This is a genomic window from Pseudomonas sp. GW822-FHT07A10 (genome assembly GCF_058798795.1).
In genome coordinates this window covers 217,776-235,054 of record NZ_JBXAKV010000009.1, presented here as the reverse complement: position 1 = coordinate 235,054, position 17,279 = coordinate 217,776, and the positions used below count along the sequence as shown (strand labels likewise).

The following is a 17,279-nucleotide window of genomic DNA, read 5'->3' as shown; positions in this document are numbered from 1 at the left end:
ATGATTCCGGTCAGTTAAGCGTAATCCTGTGGAACGGGCCTCTCATCTAACCAGCCAGAAAGTCATCGGTGGACACCACGCTCGCATAAGCAAACCCCAGGGCCGACATGAACGCGGCATGCACATGGGCGGCCGGGACGGTGACGCCGTTGAACTCCAGGTCGAGGGTGGCACAGGCGTCGTGGATCACCGTGACCGTATAGCCGAAGTCTGCTGCGGCACGGGTGACGCCGTCGATGCACATGTGGCTCATGCTGCCGACGACCACCAGATGCTCGATGTCTTGCTGGTCGAGGATGTCCTTGAGTTCGGTTTCGCGGAACGCGTTGACGAAGTGCTTGAGCACCACCGGTTCATCGGCGCGGTTCAGGACTTTGGGGTGCAGCTTCGCGCCGTCGGAGCCCGGGGTGAAGAACGGTGCGGCGTCGGAGGTGAATTCGTGGCGGATGTGTACCACCGCGTCACCGGCCTCGCGAAAGGCCTGGATCAGCCGTGCAGCGTTGTCTGCGGCGGCATCGGCGCCCGCCAAAGGCCACTTGCCCTGGGGGAAGTAGTCGTTCTGGATATCGACTACGATGAGTGCTTGCTTGGCCATGAGTGTTTCCTCGAAGTGCTTGTTGGGTGTGATTCAAGTATCAGGTTCTGCAGGCCGTCCGAGGATTGGCCGCACCGACAATAGAAGGGGGAAAACTGACAATGGGCGTAGAAAGGGCAGTCGTCGAATTGGGCGTGCTGATCTATCCCGGCGCGCAGATGGCGGCGGTGCATGGGCTGACGGATCTGTTCGGGGTGGCCAACCGAATTGCCGCCGAGCATCAGACGGCGCAGTTGCCGTTGTTGCGGATCAGCCATTGGCGGGTCGAGGGCGATCAGGCGCCAGAGCGGGTCTACGACAGTCAACCCGGCCCGGCCGGCGCGTTGGTCGCGGTGTTGATCCCACCGTCGATTGGAGGTTTTTCCGCGGGCCAGGCACCGCAGGGGCTGATCCGCTGGATTCGTCAGCAACACGCCAGTGGCGCGACGTTGGGCGGGGTTTGCGTGGGGTCGATCCTGTTGGCTGAAAGCGGCCTGCTCGACGGCCGTAGCGCCACCACTCATTGGACCTCGGCCAAAGCCTTCGCCGAGCGTTACCCGGCGATCAAGCTCAAGGCTGACACGCCCATCGTCGATGACGGCGATCTGATTACTACGGCTGGGCTGATGGCCTGGTCAGAGCTGGGGTTACGGCTGGTGAACCGCTTGCTGGGGCCGAGCATTGCCACCAGCACGGCACGCTTTCTGGTGGTGGAGCACAGCGACAGCGCGAGCGAGTGCGGCAGTAATTTTTCACCGATTCTCAGCCATGGCGATGCCTCGATTCTCAAGGTCCAGCATTGGCTGCAAAGCACCGGGGCGGTCGATGTCTCGCTGGCGGCGATGGCCGAACGGGCGGGGCTGGAAGAGCGCACCTTCCTGCGGCGATTCCGCGCGGCAACCGGGTTGAAACCCACCGAGTACTGCCAGCACCTGCGCGTCGGCAAGGCGCGGGAAATGCTCGAATTCACCAACGGCACCATTGATCACATTGCCTGGACCGTGGGTTATCAGGACCCGAGTGCGTTTCGCGCGACGTTCAAAAAGATTACCGGGCTGGCGCCGAGTGATTACCGGACGCGGTTTGGCGTGACGCCGCCAGCCGTTGTGGCCCGGTAGCCAGAGCACGCCAGATCAAAAAATGTGGAAGGTTTGAGTCGTGCAAAATGCCGGAGTCCTGAAGGGCGTCGTGCAGAATCAAACAGGCGTAATGCCATTACTGTCTGGGCAACCGGCTGATTTAACAGTCGTTCTTCATCAGCCGCCATTGGCCTGATCCCTGCACCCCTCCAGCTACATTTATCCAACGCAGATTGAAGGGGGGACGCATGACCCCAACAAATCGCAAGAAACTGGTACTCGCCCATTCGGTGCGGCCCGATGCCCCGCTGCACGAAGTTGAAACCAATCGCGCGCTGGCCCGCTGGCTGGCGCAGATCGTCGGGCTCGAATACGGCGGCAGTTACGACCCGCAACTGCACAGCGGTCGTGACCGCTATCTGTTGCCGACCCAGACGCTGGTGGGCGCCGCTGCCGCCCGGCAGCTGGGCGTCAAAGGGCCGGAGGATTTGTGGGGCGGTTACGTCGACCACGATTTCATCTGCACCAAAGCCATCAGTCATGGGCTGTTGAACCGCGATGCGTTCGCGCCCGAAGGCTGGGCACCGTTGTTTTGCGAACGGGTGCGCAGCGTCGTGCTCGACGGCCTCAGCGTGTTCTCCCTGGACGATGCGCGCCCGGCGGCGGAGCACCTGCTCTACAGCGGCCCGATCCGCATCAAGCCTATTCACGCCTGCGCCGGGCGCGGTCAGGAAGTGATCAAGAGCCTCGACCAGTTCGACGCCATCCTCGCTCGCCCCGAGGCCAAGGCACTGTTCACCGAAGGCGTTGTGCTGGAGCAGGATTTGACCGAGGTGATCACCCACAGCGTCGGCCAAAGCTTCATCGGCGACAAAGTGCTGAGTTATTGCGGTGATCAATACTTGACCGAAGACGCTCAGGGCGAGCAGGTTTATGGAGGGTCCAACCTGTTGGTGGTGCAGGGTTATTACGAGGACCTGCTGGCGCTGGAACTGCTGGATGAGGTGAGGCTGGCGATCCAGCAGGCACAGGTATTCGACAGTGCGGCGGATGAAGCCTACCCCGGTTTCTATGCTTCGCGGCGCAACTACGACATCGCCCAGGGGCTGGATTGCAACGACCGACAACGCAGCGGCGTGCTCGAACAATCCTGGCGTTTGGGCGGTGCCAGCAGTGCCGAAGTCGCGGCGTTGCAGAGCTTTGTCAACGACCCCGGCCTGCGTGCGATTCGCGTGTCATCGGTCGAAACCTATAGCGATCAATCGCTGCCGGAGAACGCCATCGAGATTTACCGCGGGCCGGCGGAACACAGTGATTTTCTTCTCAAGTACGTGACGGTCAAATCCTATGACGGCTAGAAGCGAAACCATTCAGATCGACATCGACGATGAACAGATGAGCGGGACCTTCCTCAGCCCCAAATCGAAAGTCCCGGGGGTGCTTTTCGTCCACGGTTGGGGCGGTAGCCAGGAGCGCGACCTGGAGCGCGCCAAAGGCATCGCCGGGTTGGGTTGTGTGTGCCTGACGTTCGACTTGCGAGGTCATACCGGCGGGACCGGCATTCCGTTGTCCAGGGTCACCCGCGAAGACAACCTGCGCGACCTGCTGGCAGCCTACGACCGCTTGCTCGCCCACCCGGCGCTCGACACCTCCGCGATTGCGGTGGTCGGCACCAGTTATGGCGGTTATCTGGCAGCGATCCTGACGACGTTGCGTCCGGTGCGCTGGTTGGCGCTGCGGGTGCCGGCGTTGTACCGCGACGACTTGTGGCACACGCCCAAGCGTGAGTTGGACAAAGCCGACTTGCGCGACTATCGCGGCACGCTGGTGCGCGCCGACAGCAATCGCGCGTTGCACGCCTGCTCGCAATTCACCGGGGATGTGTTGCTGGTGGAGTCCGAGACCGACGCCTATGTACCCCACGCGACGATCATGAGTTACCGCGCCGCGTGTCAGCAGACTCACTCGCTGACTCACCGGATCATCGATGGTGCGGATCACGCCTTGAGCGACCCGGTTTCGCAGCAGGCGTACACCTCGATCCTGGTGGGCTGGATCACCGAGATGGTGGTGGGTGAGCGGTTGAGCATCATTCAATCGAGTTGAGAGATGCGGTGGTCTTGCGATCATTCGTGGATGCGACCGCTCACCGAGGTTTCTTCGAGATCCGCAACGACTTGGCCTTGGCTTCCACCACCAAGTACATCACCACGGTTATCAACAGCGGCAGAATGAAATAGATCGCCCGATAAGCGATCAACCCTGCCACCAGGCTGCCCCGCGATACTTCGTGCTGCAGCAGCGCCACGAACACCGCCTCCAACACACCGAGCCCGGCCGGGATATGGGTGATGACCCCGGCAATGGCGCTGATCAGCAACACACCAAGCACCAGCGGATAGTCCAGTTTGCTCGGCAGCAACGTGAAGATCACCGCCGCCATCAGCGCCCAGTTCAGTGCGCCGAGGGCCAGTTGCAGGATTGCCATGCGTAGCGACGGCAGAATGATTTCCACGCCGCGAACCGACCATTTCCGGCGCCTGGAATACCGGCAGGCCGCCAGATATCCCATGCTCAACAGCAGCAACAAAATCCCCACGTCTTGCAGTGCATTGCTGCTCACTTTCCAGCCCGGCGGCATTCGCATCAGGCCGCTGCTGAACACCGCGCCGGCAATCACCATGTAGCCGAACCAGTTGGTCGCCAGGCTCAGCCCGAGGATTTTTGCGATGTTGCCTTTGCTCACGCCGAGCCGCGAATACAGCCGATAACGCATGGCGACGCCGCCGACCCAGGCGCTCAGGTTGAGGTTGAAGGCATAGCTGATGATCCCCACCGGCAAGATCTGCCGCCAGGTCAGGTTCTGCCGGATGTAGGTGCGCCCGATCAGATCGAAACAGGCATAGACCAGAAAACTTGCCAGGGTCACACCTGACGCGATGATCAGCGTACGCACTTTGAAGTCAGCCAGGGTATCGAACACTTCGTTCCATTCGATACGCTGGGCGAGCATCGTGAACAACACGATCAGCGCCAGGAAGAACAGCATCGTCAGCGGCCTTTTCCAGCGGTGCCAGTGGTGTTTGCCCGGCGTGTCGGAGTGCGGCGCAGGCTGCGCTTGGGAATGGCTCATGCCTTGGCGCTCCCGGGTGGGTGGATGAAGGGCTTCAGGCGCGGTTTATGCGCCGGCAACCAACCGGCCCAAGCGGGGAAATGCCGCAGGAAGTGAAACACCAGAAAGCCGATGGTCATGTGCCAGATCCGCCCGCGAGGCGCCGTGTCCACCGACATGACCTTGCAATGGTTGCTGCTCAACTCGTCGAGACGCTCGTACAGATCGCGGTTGAAGGCACGGTCGCGGATCAGCACGTTGGCTTCCAGGTTCAGGGACAGGCTCAGCGGATCGAGGTTGCTTGAGCCGACAGTGCTCCAGTCCTCGTCGACCAGGGCGACTTTGCCATGCAGGGGGCGGTCGCAATATTCGTAGATCACCACCCCGGCCCGCAGCAGGTAGTCGTAGGTCATGCGCGCGGCGAGTCTGGCCACCCGCAGGTCCGGTTGTCCCTGAAGAATCAGGCGCACCTCGACCCCCCGGCGTGCCGCATTGCGGATCTCGTGCAGCAGCCGATAGCCTGGAAAGAAGTAGGCATTGGCGATCACCACGCGACGCCGGGCACTGCGCAGCACCTGTAAATACACCTCTTCGATATCTTTTGGGTGTTCTGCGTTGTCGCGATACACCAGTCGTACCTGACCGTCATGATCGTCGACCGCCAGTTCAGCATGCCGCTGCCGGCGGCGTTGCCACCAGTATTTGGCCCGGGCCGGTCGACCGCCTTGCAGCAAGGCGAAATGATGAATATCGGCCACCGCCGGGCCTTGCACTTCAACCGAATAATCCTGCTTGGCCTCGGGGCCGAAGTCGGCCAGATGGTCGGCGGAAAAATTGATTCCGCCGAGGAACGCAATCGTGCCGTCGACCACCACAATCTTGCGGTGCAGACGGCGGAACCAGTTGGTGCGGATGCCCAGATGGCGCGGGGCGGGGTCGAATATTTGCAGGCGCACACCTGCATTGCTCAGGGCGGCGAGGAACGCCGTACTCAGTTCGCCACAACCAAAGCCGTCGAGACTGACCGTGATACGCACGCCACGTTGCGCCGCTTCAATCAGGATCTGTTGAAGCTCATTGCCGACCTTGTCCTCGAACACAATGAAGGTTTCCAGGAGAATTTCCCTCTGGGCCTGGCGCAGCACTTCAAACACCCGTGGAAAGTACGCCTCACCGTTTTCCAGCAATTGGACCCGGTTGTTACCGTGCCAGCCGTACTCAACCTCAGTCACCGCAGGCTCGCGCACGGGTGGAGGCGTGGAGATGCGTTCGACCGTGGTTTTTTCCATCGATGGGCTGCTCATAACTCGATCTCCACCGACAGGGGCGCATGGTCGGAAAGGTGTGACCAGGGGCGTGCCGCCAGCACTTGCGGATGGCTGGCCTTGAGATGGCGCACGTAGATGCGGTCCAGGCGTAACGCCGGCAAACGCGCGGGGAAACTGCGCGCCGGTTTGCCGTGAAACTCGGCGAACACCTCACGCAACCCGCAAGGCTTGAGCAACGCATCGGCGCGCTGGCGCCAGTCGTTGAAATCGCCGGCGACCACCACCGGGGCATCTTGCGGTAGCTCTTCCAGGCGTCGGATCAGCAGCTTGAGCTGGGCCGTCCGGTGGCTTTCGCGCAGCCCCAGATGGACGCAAATGGCATGCACTTCCCGGCCATCGCCGGGCATGCGCAACACGCAATGCAGGATTCCACGGTTTTCATGGCCGCTGATGGACACGTCGAGATTGTCGTGGCGAATGATCTGGAATTTCGACAACAGTGCATTGCCGTGATCGCCCGCCGGGTAGACCGCGTTGCGCCCGTAGGCGAATTGCGGCCACAGGCTATCGGCAAGGAATTCGTACTGGGGCATCGCCGGCCAATTGTTGTAGCGCTGGGGATGCTGTTCGTGGGTGCCGTGGACCTCCTGCAAAAACACCACATCGGCGGACACACTGCGCACCGCTTCGCGCAACTCGGGCAGGATGAAGCGCCGATTGAGTGCGGTGAACCCCTTGTGGGTGTTGACCGTCAGCACGGTGAAGCGGCTCACGGCATTGATGATGGGTTGCTGTTCATCCGTCCCACCGACCGGCTCGGGAATGCTCATGGCAGCGCTCCTTCGGCAACCGGCTCGCCGGGGGCCGTGACAAGGTCTTTGTCGAGATGCAAACGCTCAAGCAGGTGGCGGGCATCGAAGGGCGCGCGGACTTTGATGTCGTTATCGAAATAGCAGAACACTTCCCGGGATCTGCGAGTCTTGGGTTTTTGCCGGGGCGCGATCAATTGCGGATCTGCCGGTTGCTGGCCGTGATGCCAGGCCTCGATCCGCTCGCTCCAGCGTTGCAGCGCTTGAGGGGTGTAACCGCTGGCGTAGAGTTCTTCGGCGCCGTGCAGGCGCAGGTAGACGAAATCGCTGGTGAGGTCTTCGCGGTACGGCCATTTGCCGGCGGTGTCGGCAATCACCAACGCGGTGTTGTAGCGTTTGAGCAGCCGGACGAAGGCCGGATCGACGAAACTTTCGTGGCGAATTTCCACGGCATGGCGCACCGGTTTTTTACCGTAGGCCTTCATGCTGGCGTGACCGTTCAGCCGTGGTTCGTGCTGGCGGGCGAGGGCGGCGGCCTGTTCGGTGTCGTGGGGCAGTTGTTCAAGAAAGTGTTCGAACAGCTCCGGATCGAATTTGAAGCTGGGCGGGAACTGCCAAAGGATCGGGCCGAGTTTTTCCTTGAGCTCCAGCACCCCGGAGGCGAAGAAATTCGCCAGGGGTTTATGGATCTCCCGCAAGCGCTTGATGTGGGTGATGAAGCGCGGCGCCTTGACGCTGAACACGAAACCTGGCGGGGTTTCGGCGTACCACTGGGCGTAACGTTCGGGGCGTTGCAGGGCGTAGAACGATCCATTGATTTCGATGCTGTTGACCGCCCGCGACGCGAATTGCAATTCGCGTTTGTGGGTCAGCCCCTTCGGGTAGAAGCCTCCCCGCCAGGGCGTGTAGCGCCAGCCTGAAATACCGATATGAATCGCCGCCATGTCGCCTCCCATCCTCGGACAGCCCTGTTTTTTGATGACTGCCAGGCGTGCGAGAAAGTTTCGACGGGGCTACGGACGGTAAAGCGAAAAGATCGCAGCCTTCGGCAGCTCCCACAGGCGCGCAGGAGTTGCCGAAGGCTGCGATCTTTTGATCTATCAGTGTCCGGCGACGATCCGGGCCGAACCTTCAGCCGGCTCGGCATACACCGGGCCCAACCGATCGAGACGACCACTCCAGGCGGTCAGCGCCAATGCCACCAACACCACCAGGCCACCGATCCACGCGGTATGGATCAGGCCCATATGCGCCACGATCAAACCACCGCCCCACGCACCACCGGCAATGCCGAGGTTGAACGCCGCAATGTTCAGGCCCGACGCCACGTCCACCGCATGCGGGGTGTGATGTTCGGCCTGACGCACCACATACACCTGCAGCCCCGGCACGTTGCCGAACGCCACCGCCCCCCAGACCAGCACGGTGGCCAGGGCCAGCCATGGATTAGCGGCGGTGAAGGTCAGTGCGAACAGTACGGCGGCGAGCAGGGCGAAGATGATTTTCAGGGCGCCGATCGGGCCGCGCTTGTCCGCCAGCTTGCCGCCCCAGATGTTGCCGACGGCCACCGAGATGCCGTACACCAGCAGCACCAGGCTGACGGTGCTGGCGCTGAAGCCCGCAATGTCCTGAAGAATCGGTGCCAGAAAGGTGAAGGCGATGAACGAGCCGCCGTAGCCGACCGCTGTCATGGCATACACCAACAACAGGCGGGGTTGCTTGAGCACTTGCAACTGCTGCAACAGCGAAGCCGGTTTGCTGTGGGCGATGTTCTTCGGTACGTAGAGCAGGCTACCGATGAAGGCGATCACACCCAGTGCAGACACCGCGAGGAAGGTTTCACGCCAGCCGAAATGCTGACCGATAAACGTCCCCAGCGGCACGCCAGTGACCAGCGCCACAGTCAGGCCGGTGAACATGATGGCAATCGCGCTGGCGGCTTTTTCCTTCGGCACCAGGCTGGTGGCGATGATCGAGCCAATTGAGAAAAACACCCCGTGGGCCAGGCCGGTGACGATCCGCGCAATGATCAGCGACTCGTAGCTGGGCGCTTTCCAGGCCAACAAGTTGCCGAGGGTGAACAGCACCATCAGCGACAACAGCAGCAGTTTACGCGGGACTTTGCCGGTGAGGGCGGTCAGCACCGGCGCGCCGACGGCCACCCCGAGTGCATACAAACTGACCAGCAAACCGGCGGACGGCAGGCTGACGCCGAGGTCGGCGCCGATGGTGGGTAACAGGCCAACGATGACGAACTCCGTCGTCCCGATGGCGAAAGCGCTGAGGGTCAGCGCCAGCAAGGCAATGGGCATGACTGCAACTCCGGTGGATTGATTGATGGAGCGCAGTGTCGGGGTTTGGGGCGTGCGGAAAAATACAGGGATGGGCATTTGATATTTGCGTGCAAAGCAAATATCTCACGGCTGGCATTAAACCTTGTGGCGAGGGAGCAAGCTCCCTCGCCACAGGAGGTTGAATCCTACAGGGGGGAGTGGCGGATCAGTGTGTTGTGTACTTCTGTAGTCGATTGCTGATCCAGCTCCAGCCAGAACTGCTGCTTGCCGGCGATCTCGGCGGCAGCCGGCAAGCCATCGCGATACACCAGCCGATTGCTCGCCAGCGCCGGCACTTTTGCGCCCGGCAGCAGGGTGCCGGCGAGGTTCAGCGGATCCACCCCGCACACCGCGATCAAACTACCGTCATGGGGGCGCCGCCTGACTTCGCGCAGCAACGGGATCGCCTCGGGCAGGGCAAACTGTTCGCCGGCCAAACCACTGACAAACCGCCCGCCACGAATCTCGCCCCGGGCCTCCAGCCGATGGAACGTGCGCAGCAATTCCCGCCAACTCGGCAACCAGTCCGCCTCGCGCTCCAGTAAGCGCCAGAACACCACGCCGTACCGGCGCAGCAAGGTCATGGCGATGTGTTCCAGGGTTTCTGTGGGTGTGGACGTCGGGCGTTGTTTATCCACAACCGGCTTATCCACAACCGGCGCGACCGCACTGCGGCGCAGCAACGCCCAACGCCCGGCGTCGTCCATCCCGCCGACAAACGCTCCACGCCCGCGTCGACTGCTGCGATTCTGGCGTTTGCTGGCCGGGGTGATCAGCGCCCGCAACCCGGCGAAACTGTCGGCGTTTACCAGTCCGGCGCCGACCAGTTCCTGCAAGGCGATTTCCAGTTCCGAGCGCAGCAGATGGGCCTCGTGAATCAGCTCATCGAAAAACAGAGCGCCGTGCTGGCTGAGTGCTGCATGGACCTTTTGTGTTTTGGGCGACAGTTCGTTGACCGGTGTCTGCTCGGTCAAGCTGCTCCACAACCCGACCTGACTACGCGGCAGCAACAGAATCGGCGTGCTGCGCAATGCCGTGCCGGCGCTCTTGTTGCGCGCGGTCAGGCGGGTCCAGACCAGTTTGCCGCTGCGGCATAACTCATCCAGCCAGCTCGCCGAATAGTCTTTGAGCCGCGCCGGCAGAATGTCGCTGTCCCATGCCGAAGCGGCGGCGGGGTAGCCTTCGAACTGGCTGATGATCGCCGGCAACACTGCGCTGCCCAGGCCTCGGCTCATGCTGGAAAGATGCTGCCAGTCGAACAGAAAGCGCATGAAATCCTGCAACGCCACCGGCTCGATTTCTCGGCGCAGCCGTTTGACCGTGTAGCGATGAATCCGCGCCAGTAGATGCCGTTCGCACCATTCCTCTTCGCGGGCGTCCGGGCTGAACTGCCCGCGCAGCACGTAACCTTCACGTTCCAGTTGGGCCAGGGCCTGAGTGACTTGAAGTGCCGGTAAACCAAGCGGTTCGGCAATCGCCTTCAGCGACAACGGACCAAACGCGCTGAGCCGCGCGCGGATCACTTCCAGCACCGCTTCGTCCGGCTCCCAGGTTTCATCGAAACCAGGCAACGCCTCCAACGACGGAAACAACATGGCCTGTGGATAAATCGCCCGCAGGCAGGTCAGTCGCTCCAGTGGCAGCCACAGCGATTGCTTGGCGTTGATCTGCAAACGGCTGGCGCGGCCACTGTCGGCCAGGGTATTCAGCCATTCGAGCCAATTGGGGTTGGCCCGGGCCTCGGCGTCGGTGATGCACGCCAGGCTCATCAAGGCCTCATGCATTTCATCGAGGCCGGTTGGCATTGGCCAGGCTTCGTCGCGCACCGCGGCAATCGCCTCGGCGTCCAGCGCACCGAGGTCGTTGGTGGACTGCGGATCGCTCCAGCGGCGGTTGAGCACCGCCTGAGTGCGGCGTTCTTCCAGCGGCGCGTCGTCGAGGAAGGTGTAGGGGCGGGCACTGAGGATTTCCGCCGCCAGTGGCGAAGGCGCCGGCAGGTCGCGGCTGATCAGGCGGATATCGCCCTGTTCCATGCGCCGCAACAACGCCAGCCAGCCTTCGCTGTCCATGGCCTCGTGCAGGCAATCGTCGAGGGTTTGTTCCACCAGCGGATGGTCGGGAATCTCGCGCTCGCCGGCGAGGTTTTCCACGCAGGCGATCTGATCGGGAAACACGCTGGCGATCAGGTCTTCGCTTTTCATCCGCTGGATCTGCGGCGGTACTTTGCGGCCGCCGCTGTAGCGTGGCAGCGCGAGGGCGACCCCGGCATTCCAGCGCCAACGCACGCCGAACAGCGGGGCTTCGAGCACCGCTTGAGTCAGGATATGTTCGGCGCTGTTGCTGTGCAGGTAGCGCCAGACGTCGTCCAGCTCGAAGCTGTGGCTGGTGGACAGCGACAACACGATGGCGTCCTCGCTGGCGGCGGCCTGCAATTCGAAGTTGAAGGCGCGGCAGAAACGCTTGCGCAGGGCCAGGCCCCAGGCGCGGTTGATGCGGCTGCCGAACGGTGAGTGGATGATCAGTTGCGTACCGCCTGACTCGTCGAAAAAACGCTCCATCACCAGTGTGTCTTGCGACGGCAAGGCGCCGAGGGTCAGGCGGGCTCGGGCCAGATAGTCGACCAGTTGCTCGGCGCTGGCGAGGTTCAAGCCGAGAGTGTCGGTCAGCCAGTCGAGGGCTGGTTGCAGATCGCCGGGTGTGGCGGCGAGCAGTTCATCGAGTTGCGCTTGAAGGCGGGCCACGGCGAACGACAGTTCATTGCTGCGACCGGGTGCTTCACCGAGCCAGAACGGAATGGTCGGCGGCTGGCCCTGAGCATCTTCGACCCGGACCTTGCCGGTTTCGACCCGCAGGATTCGGTACGAGGTATTGCCCAGCTGAAAGATATCCCCGGCGATGCTTTCCACCGCGAAGTCTTCGTTGACGCTGCCGATGTTCAGCCCCTGAGGCTCCAGCAACACGCTGTAGTCGGCGTTGTCGGGAATCGTCCCGCCGCTGGTCACGGCGGTCAGCTTGGCGCCCCGACGACCGCGCAAGGTTCGGCTTACGGCGTCCCGGTGCAGGTACGCGCTACGTATGCCCTGGCGACCGTTGTAGCCCTCGGCGAGCATGTGCAGCAGCGCCTGATAATGTTTTTCGTCGAGCTTGGCGTAAGGCGAGGCTTTACGCAGCATCTCCAGCAACGCCTGCTCGTGCCATTCCTGGCAACTGACCTCGGCGATGATCTGCTGGGCCAGCACGTCCAGCGGCGCTTCGGGGATCAGCAAGGTGTCGAGTTCGCCACGGCGCACGCAATCGAGCAAAGCGGCGCATTCGATCAGGTCGTCGCGGGTGGTGGCGAACAATCGGCCCTTGGGCGTGCCGCCGACCTGGTGCCCGGAGCGGCCGACCCGTTGCAGAAAACCGGCAATCGAGCGTGGCGAAGCGATCTGGCACACCAGGTCGACGTCGCCGATATCAATCCCCAGTTCCAGCGAGGCGGTGGCGATCAGCACTTGCAGCTCGCCGCGCTTGAGCCGTTGCTCGGCGTCCAGGCGAAACTCCTTGGCCAGGCTGCCATGGTGGGCGGCCACTGCGTCTTTGCCGAGGCGTTCGCTCAAGTATCGGCTCAGGCGTTCGGCCAGGCGCCGGGTGTTGACGAAAATCAGCGTGGTCCGGTGTTCGCGGGCGAGGGCGGCGAGGCGGTCATAGACCAGTTCCCACACGTCGTTGGCCATCACCGCTGACAACGGCACGGGCGGCACTTCGATATCGAGATCCCGTGGGCGGGCATGGCCGATGTCGATGATTTCGCAGTCGCGATCACGACCAACCAAAAAACGCGACACCGCTTCGATGGGTTTTTGCGTGGCGGACAGGCCGATCCGCACCAGCGGTTGCGGGCAAAGCGCTTGCAGGCGCTCCAGGCTCAGGGCCAGGTGACTGCCGCGTTTGCTGGCGGCGATGGCGTGGATTTCGTCGACGATCACCGTTTGCGTGGTGCCGAGCATTTTCCGCCCGGAGTCAGAGCCGAGCAGCACATAAAGGGATTCCGGGGTGGTTACAAGAATGTGCGGCGCGGTTTTGCGCATGGCCGAGCGGTCTTTTTGCGGCGTATCGCCGGTGCGCACGGCGGTGCTGATCGGCACGTCGGGCAGGCCCATCAGGCGTAACTGCTCGGTGATGCCGGCCAGCGGGTTTTGCAGGTTGATCCGGATGTCGTTGGACAGGGCCTTGAGCGGCGAAACGTAGACCACCAGGGTTTCGTCTGGCAGGCCATCCGGGTTTTCCAGGCCACGATGGACCAGATCGTCGAGCACGGCCAGAAACGCGGTGAGGGTTTTGCCGGAGCCGGTGGGCGCGGCAATCAGCGTTGAACGGCGCTGGCGGATCAACGGCCACGCCCGGGCCTGGGCGGCGGTAGCCGTCGCGAAGGTGTTGCTGAACCAGGCGCTGACGGCGGGGTGGAAACCGTTCAGAGCGCTGTCTGCGGGGATGGGCAGGTTCATGAGCCAATTTATGCGGGTGGGGACGGGAAGTTGCAAGTACCGCTCAGGCTCTGTGTTGATCCTGAGGCCAGTAGCTGCACCACAAATCCCCGGGAACTACACTTTACGGGTGACGGTTGCGCACTAAACCCGCAAAATGCAACGATTCCGGCAATTATTGAGGACATCGCCTGCGGGCGCTGTCGATAAAGCCATCGTTCCAATCAGACTGGGCCTGCTGACTCTATGCGAATGCGCCTTATGTTACTGGGCGGCGGAAATGCCCTTGGGCAGGCGCTGATTCGCCTCGGTGCGGAGGAAGACATCGGTTTCCTCGCCCCCCGCCCACCACAAGACGGCTGGGACGCCGCGAGCCTGACGCAACTGCTCGACGATACCCGTCCGGATGCGTTGATCAATCTCGCCTACTATTTCGACTGGTTCCAGGCGGAGACCGTCAGCGAACAGCGTCTGGCCGGGCAGGAGCGCGCCATCGAGCGTCTGGCCGAATTGTGCCAGCATCACAACATCGTGCTGGTGCAACCGTCGAGTTATCGCGTGTTCGATGGCTCCCGGGCGACCGCCTACAGCGAAAAAGACGAACCGGTACCGTTGGGCCTGCGCGGTCAGGCCTTGTGGCGAATCGAACAAAGTGTGCGCGCCACCTGTCCGCAGCACGTGTTGCTGCGTTTCGGCTGGCTGCTCGATGACAGCCCCGACGGCACCCTCGGACGATTCCTCGCCCGGGCGGAGAAAGCGGAAGAATTGCTGTTGGCCGATGATCGTCGCGGTAATCCGACGCCGGTGGACGACGCCGCCCGAGTGATCATTTCGGTGCTCAAGCAACTCGATTGCGCGGCGCCGCTGTGGGGCACTTACCACTACGCCGGGCATGAGGCGACCACGCCGCTGGCACTGGGCCAGGCGATTCTCACTGAAGCGCGCGCCCTGCACCCGCTGGCCATCGAAGCGCCGACCGCCCAGGCTCACGCCGCGCGGCCCGACGCTGCCGAAGAACCGCAACACGCGGTGCTGGCCTGCAAGAAAATTCTGCACACTTTCGGGATCAAACCCCGCGCCTGGCGCGCGGCACTCCCGGGCTTACTGGATAGGTTTTATCGCCATGGCTGATGGCCCTGTTTTAATCACCGGCGGCGCCGGTTTCATCGGTTCGCACCTGACCGATGCCTTGCTCGCCAAAGGGCATTCGGTGCGAATTCTCGATGACTTGTCCACCGGCAAACGCAGCAACCTGCCGATGGACAATCCCCTCGTCGAACTGATCGAAGGCGATGTCGCTGATGCCGCCCTGGTGGCGCAGGCGATGCTCGGTTGCAGCGCGGTGGCGCATCTGGCCGCAGTGGCTTCGGTGCAGGCCTCGGTGGATGACCCGGTGAAAACTCACCAGAGCAACTTCATCGGCTCGCTGAACGTCTGCGAAGCCATGCGTCAGGCCGGTGTCAAACGCGTGTTGTACGCGTCCAGCGCAGCGGTCTATGGCAACAACGGTGAAGGCGAGTCGATCGACGAAGACACGCCCAAGGCACCGTTGACGCCGTATGCGTCGGACAAGTTGGCGAGCGAGCATTACTTCGATTTCTATCGCCGCCAGCATGGTCTGGAACCGGTGATTTTCCGCTTCTTCAACATCTTCGGCCCGCGCCAGGATCCGTCCTCGCCGTACTCCGGGGTGATCAGCATTTTCAGCGAGCGCGCGCAGAAAGGCCTGCCGATCACCGTGTTCGGTGATGGCGAGCAGACTCGGGATTTTGTCTACGTCGAAGACCTGGTGGACGTGCTGGTACAAGCCATCGAGAAACCGCAGGTTGAGGTCGGCGCGGTGAATGTCGGCTGGAATCAGGCGACGACTCTCAAGCAGATGCTTGAAGCCCTTGAAGCCGTGGTCGGCAAGCTGCCGCCCGTGAGCTATGGCCCGGCGCGTTCCGGTGACATCCGCCATTCACGAGCGAATAACCGGCGTTTGCTGGAGCGGTTCACCTACCCGGAGCAGACGCCGATGAGCGTTGGCCTGGCGCGTTTGCTGGGGCGCTGAGGTTTTACACAGTTGTGAAAAAGGCGCCTTGAAGGCGCCTTTTTTGTGTGTCGAATATGACCGGTGCAGTTCTTTGTGGTGAGGGGGCTTGCCCCCGTTGGGTTGCGAAGCAGCCCCACTGCATTTCGCCTGACGTCCTCATCGGTTGGATGGCGCCTGCTGCGCAGGCGAACGGGGGCAAGCCCCCTCGCCACAGTTCCTTAGAACTTGTAACCCAGACCGACCATGTAGATGAACGGATCGACGTCCACGTTCACCCGTGCGCGGGTGCCCGGAGCCACGGCGTTGTTTTCCACGGTGGCACGGGTGTCGATGTCGATGTAGCGCACTTGGGCGTTGATCATCACCTTATCGGTGAGCATGTAGTCGGCCCCGACTTCCCAGGCCAGGCCCCAGGAGTTTTTCGCGTTGAAGTTGCTGAAGCCGTTGGCGCTGGCTTCGCTGCCGACGTGCTCGTCGTAGATCCAGGTGTAGTTGATACCGCCGCCAACATACGGCTGGAATGCGGACTTGGCGTCCAGCGGGTAGTAGACCAGGCTCAGGGTCGGCGGCAGGTGTTTCAGGGTGCCGAGTTTGCCGTTGGCGGCGCCGAGCGCGGTGCCTTTGAGCTTCACCTCATGCTCGAACGGCGAAGCCGCGAGCAGCTCGATCGCCAGGTTGTTGCTGATCATGTACGCAAAGTTCAGGCCCAGTTGCGTGTCGCTGCTCATGGTGGCCTTGCCACCCAGATCGGCGCCCTTCAGCGGGCCTTGATCGACCTTGACGCTGGAGCTGTCGGCCGTCGGATTCACGGTGATCGCACCGGCCCGAACGATGATGTCGCCGGCGGTGTGGGCATGGGCGAGCGGGGCTGCGAGCGCGAGGGCAAGCAGTGAAGCGCTGAGCAGGGACTTGTGCATGGGGGCTCCAAAGGACGTTAAAAATGCTTGATGTCCAATGGTAGGGATCCAACTGATACGGTCTTTTGACTCAGCTCAATGAAACAGTGATGGGCTGATTTTGAGGGCCTCATCGCGGGCAAACCCGCGATGGCAGTCTTGTAGGCGACAAATAACCACCGGATTCACTCCGGCAGTTCATACACATAAATCTTCTGCGCCTCCATCTGATACCCGGCATCCGCCAATTCGCTGGTGGACGCCTTGACCTGCAACGCACCTTCGACCCAGTACGGCTGGTACAGCTCATCGAGCTTCACGCCGACTTCGCTTTTGACGTGCACGATCTGGTTCGACGGCGGAGGCGGTACATGGATGCAGGCGCCGAAATACGGCACCAGCAGAAACTCCGTGGTGCGGCCTTCTTCACTGACCTCCAGCGGTACGATGTACCCCGGCAAGCGAATGTTCTGGCCATCGAGACTTGTCACCACCGGCGCGTTCGGCATGTCCTGTTTGGCGGCCGGGGCCGACTCCGCGGACAACGCATCGCTCATCTTCGACAGGTCGTGCAGCGGCGTCATGTTCGGCACTTCCGGCGGGGCATCCGGCGGGATCATTTCCGACCAGGTCAGGTCTTTCGGCTCGGCCGCCCACAGCGGCAGAGCAACCAGCATCAACAGCGCAAGCAGAGCGCGGGGCATGTT

At 62.2% G+C, this 17,279-nt stretch carries 14 protein-coding genes; 5 read left to right on the top strand and 9 right to left on the bottom strand.

What is annotated here, in order from left to right:
* Nucleotides 1–46: 46 nt before the first annotated feature.
* Nucleotides 47–595: a cysteine hydrolase family protein gene (locus AC1RL4_RS17205; RefSeq protein WP_230173039.1), complete on the bottom strand. Its 549-nt coding sequence runs from the start codon at nucleotides 593–595 to the stop codon at nucleotides 47–49.
* A gap of 101 nt (nucleotides 596–696) precedes the next feature.
* Here AC1RL4_RS17205 and AC1RL4_RS17200 point away from each other — a divergent pair, with 101 nt between their 5' ends.
* From AC1RL4_RS17200 to AC1RL4_RS17190, 3 genes are all read left to right on the top strand, one after another.
* Entirely contained in the window at nucleotides 697–1,692 is a 996-nt protein-coding gene (locus AC1RL4_RS17200) for a GlxA family transcriptional regulator (protein ID WP_230173041.1), read from the top strand.
* Between the two features lie 209 nt (nucleotides 1,693–1,901).
* Nucleotides 1,902–3,011 carry a DUF3182 family protein gene (locus AC1RL4_RS17195; protein WP_230173043.1) on the top strand — a complete coding sequence of 370 codons (1,110 nt, stop codon included), beginning with the start codon at nucleotides 1,902–1,904 and terminating at the stop codon, nucleotides 3,009–3,011.
* Nucleotides 3,001–3,759: an alpha/beta hydrolase family protein gene (locus tag AC1RL4_RS17190; protein WP_019581399.1), complete on the top strand. Its 759-nt coding sequence runs from the start codon at nucleotides 3,001–3,003 to the stop codon at nucleotides 3,757–3,759. Before AC1RL4_RS17195 ends, AC1RL4_RS17190 begins: the two co-directional genes overlap by 11 nt.
* A gap of 40 nt (nucleotides 3,760–3,799) precedes the next feature.
* Here the strand turns inward: AC1RL4_RS17190 and AC1RL4_RS17185 are convergent, their stop codons facing one another.
* From AC1RL4_RS17185 to AC1RL4_RS17160, 6 genes are all read right to left on the bottom strand, one after another.
* Complete coding sequence (locus AC1RL4_RS17185) at nucleotides 3,800–4,786, bottom strand: lysylphosphatidylglycerol synthase domain-containing protein (protein WP_230173045.1); 987 nt, start codon at nucleotides 4,784–4,786, stop codon at nucleotides 3,800–3,802.
* Complete coding sequence (clsB, locus tag AC1RL4_RS17180; RefSeq protein WP_230173047.1) at nucleotides 4,783–6,069, bottom strand: cardiolipin synthase ClsB; 1,287 nt, start codon at nucleotides 6,067–6,069, stop codon at nucleotides 4,783–4,785. Before clsB ends, AC1RL4_RS17185 begins: the two co-directional genes overlap by 4 nt.
* Nucleotides 6,066–6,863 carry an endonuclease/exonuclease/phosphatase family protein gene (locus AC1RL4_RS17175; RefSeq protein WP_096479473.1) on the bottom strand — a complete coding sequence of 266 codons (798 nt, stop codon included), beginning with the start codon at nucleotides 6,861–6,863 and terminating at the stop codon, nucleotides 6,066–6,068. Before AC1RL4_RS17175 ends, clsB begins: the two co-directional genes overlap by 4 nt.
* Nucleotides 6,860–7,786 carry a DUF72 domain-containing protein gene (locus AC1RL4_RS17170; protein ID WP_096479474.1) on the bottom strand — a complete coding sequence of 309 codons (927 nt, stop codon included), beginning with the start codon at nucleotides 7,784–7,786 and terminating at the stop codon, nucleotides 6,860–6,862. The genes AC1RL4_RS17175 and AC1RL4_RS17170 overlap by 4 nt, the downstream gene beginning before the upstream one ends.
* Nucleotides 7,787–7,942: 156 nt before the next feature.
* On the bottom strand, nucleotides 7,943–9,154 hold the full coding sequence (locus AC1RL4_RS17165) for an MFS transporter (protein WP_019581394.1): 1,212 nt from the start codon (nucleotides 9,152–9,154) through the stop codon (nucleotides 7,943–7,945).
* A 167-nt stretch (nucleotides 9,155–9,321) separates the two neighbouring features.
* Nucleotides 9,322–13,662: a DEAD/DEAH box helicase gene (locus tag AC1RL4_RS17160; RefSeq protein ID WP_096479475.1), complete on the bottom strand. Its 4,341-nt coding sequence runs from the start codon at nucleotides 13,660–13,662 to the stop codon at nucleotides 9,322–9,324.
* Between the two features lie 225 nt (nucleotides 13,663–13,887).
* Here AC1RL4_RS17160 and AC1RL4_RS17155 point away from each other — a divergent pair, with 225 nt between their 5' ends.
* Both AC1RL4_RS17155 and AC1RL4_RS17150 read left to right on the top strand, forming a co-directional pair.
* Nucleotides 13,888–14,772 (top strand): sugar nucleotide-binding protein, encoded by an 885-nt coding sequence (locus AC1RL4_RS17155; RefSeq protein ID WP_032830885.1) that lies wholly within the window; start codon nucleotides 13,888–13,890, stop codon nucleotides 14,770–14,772.
* On the top strand, nucleotides 14,765–15,694 hold the full coding sequence (locus AC1RL4_RS17150) for an NAD-dependent epimerase/dehydratase family protein (protein ID WP_096479476.1): 930 nt from the start codon (nucleotides 14,765–14,767) through the stop codon (nucleotides 15,692–15,694). Before AC1RL4_RS17155 ends, AC1RL4_RS17150 begins: the two co-directional genes overlap by 8 nt.
* 200 nt (nucleotides 15,695–15,894) lie before the next feature.
* Here AC1RL4_RS17150 and AC1RL4_RS17145 read toward each other — a convergent pair whose 3' ends face one another.
* Both AC1RL4_RS17145 and AC1RL4_RS17140 read right to left on the bottom strand, forming a co-directional pair.
* Nucleotides 15,895–16,593, bottom strand: a complete 699-nt coding sequence (locus AC1RL4_RS17145) for an OmpW/AlkL family protein (RefSeq protein WP_096479477.1) — start codon at nucleotides 16,591–16,593, stop codon at nucleotides 15,895–15,897.
* A 164-nt stretch (nucleotides 16,594–16,757) separates the two neighbouring features.
* Nucleotides 16,758–17,276 (bottom strand): DUF3299 domain-containing protein, encoded by a 519-nt coding sequence (locus AC1RL4_RS17140; protein WP_028938816.1) that lies wholly within the window; start codon nucleotides 17,274–17,276, stop codon nucleotides 16,758–16,760.
* Nucleotides 17,277–17,279: the final 3 nt, after the last annotated feature.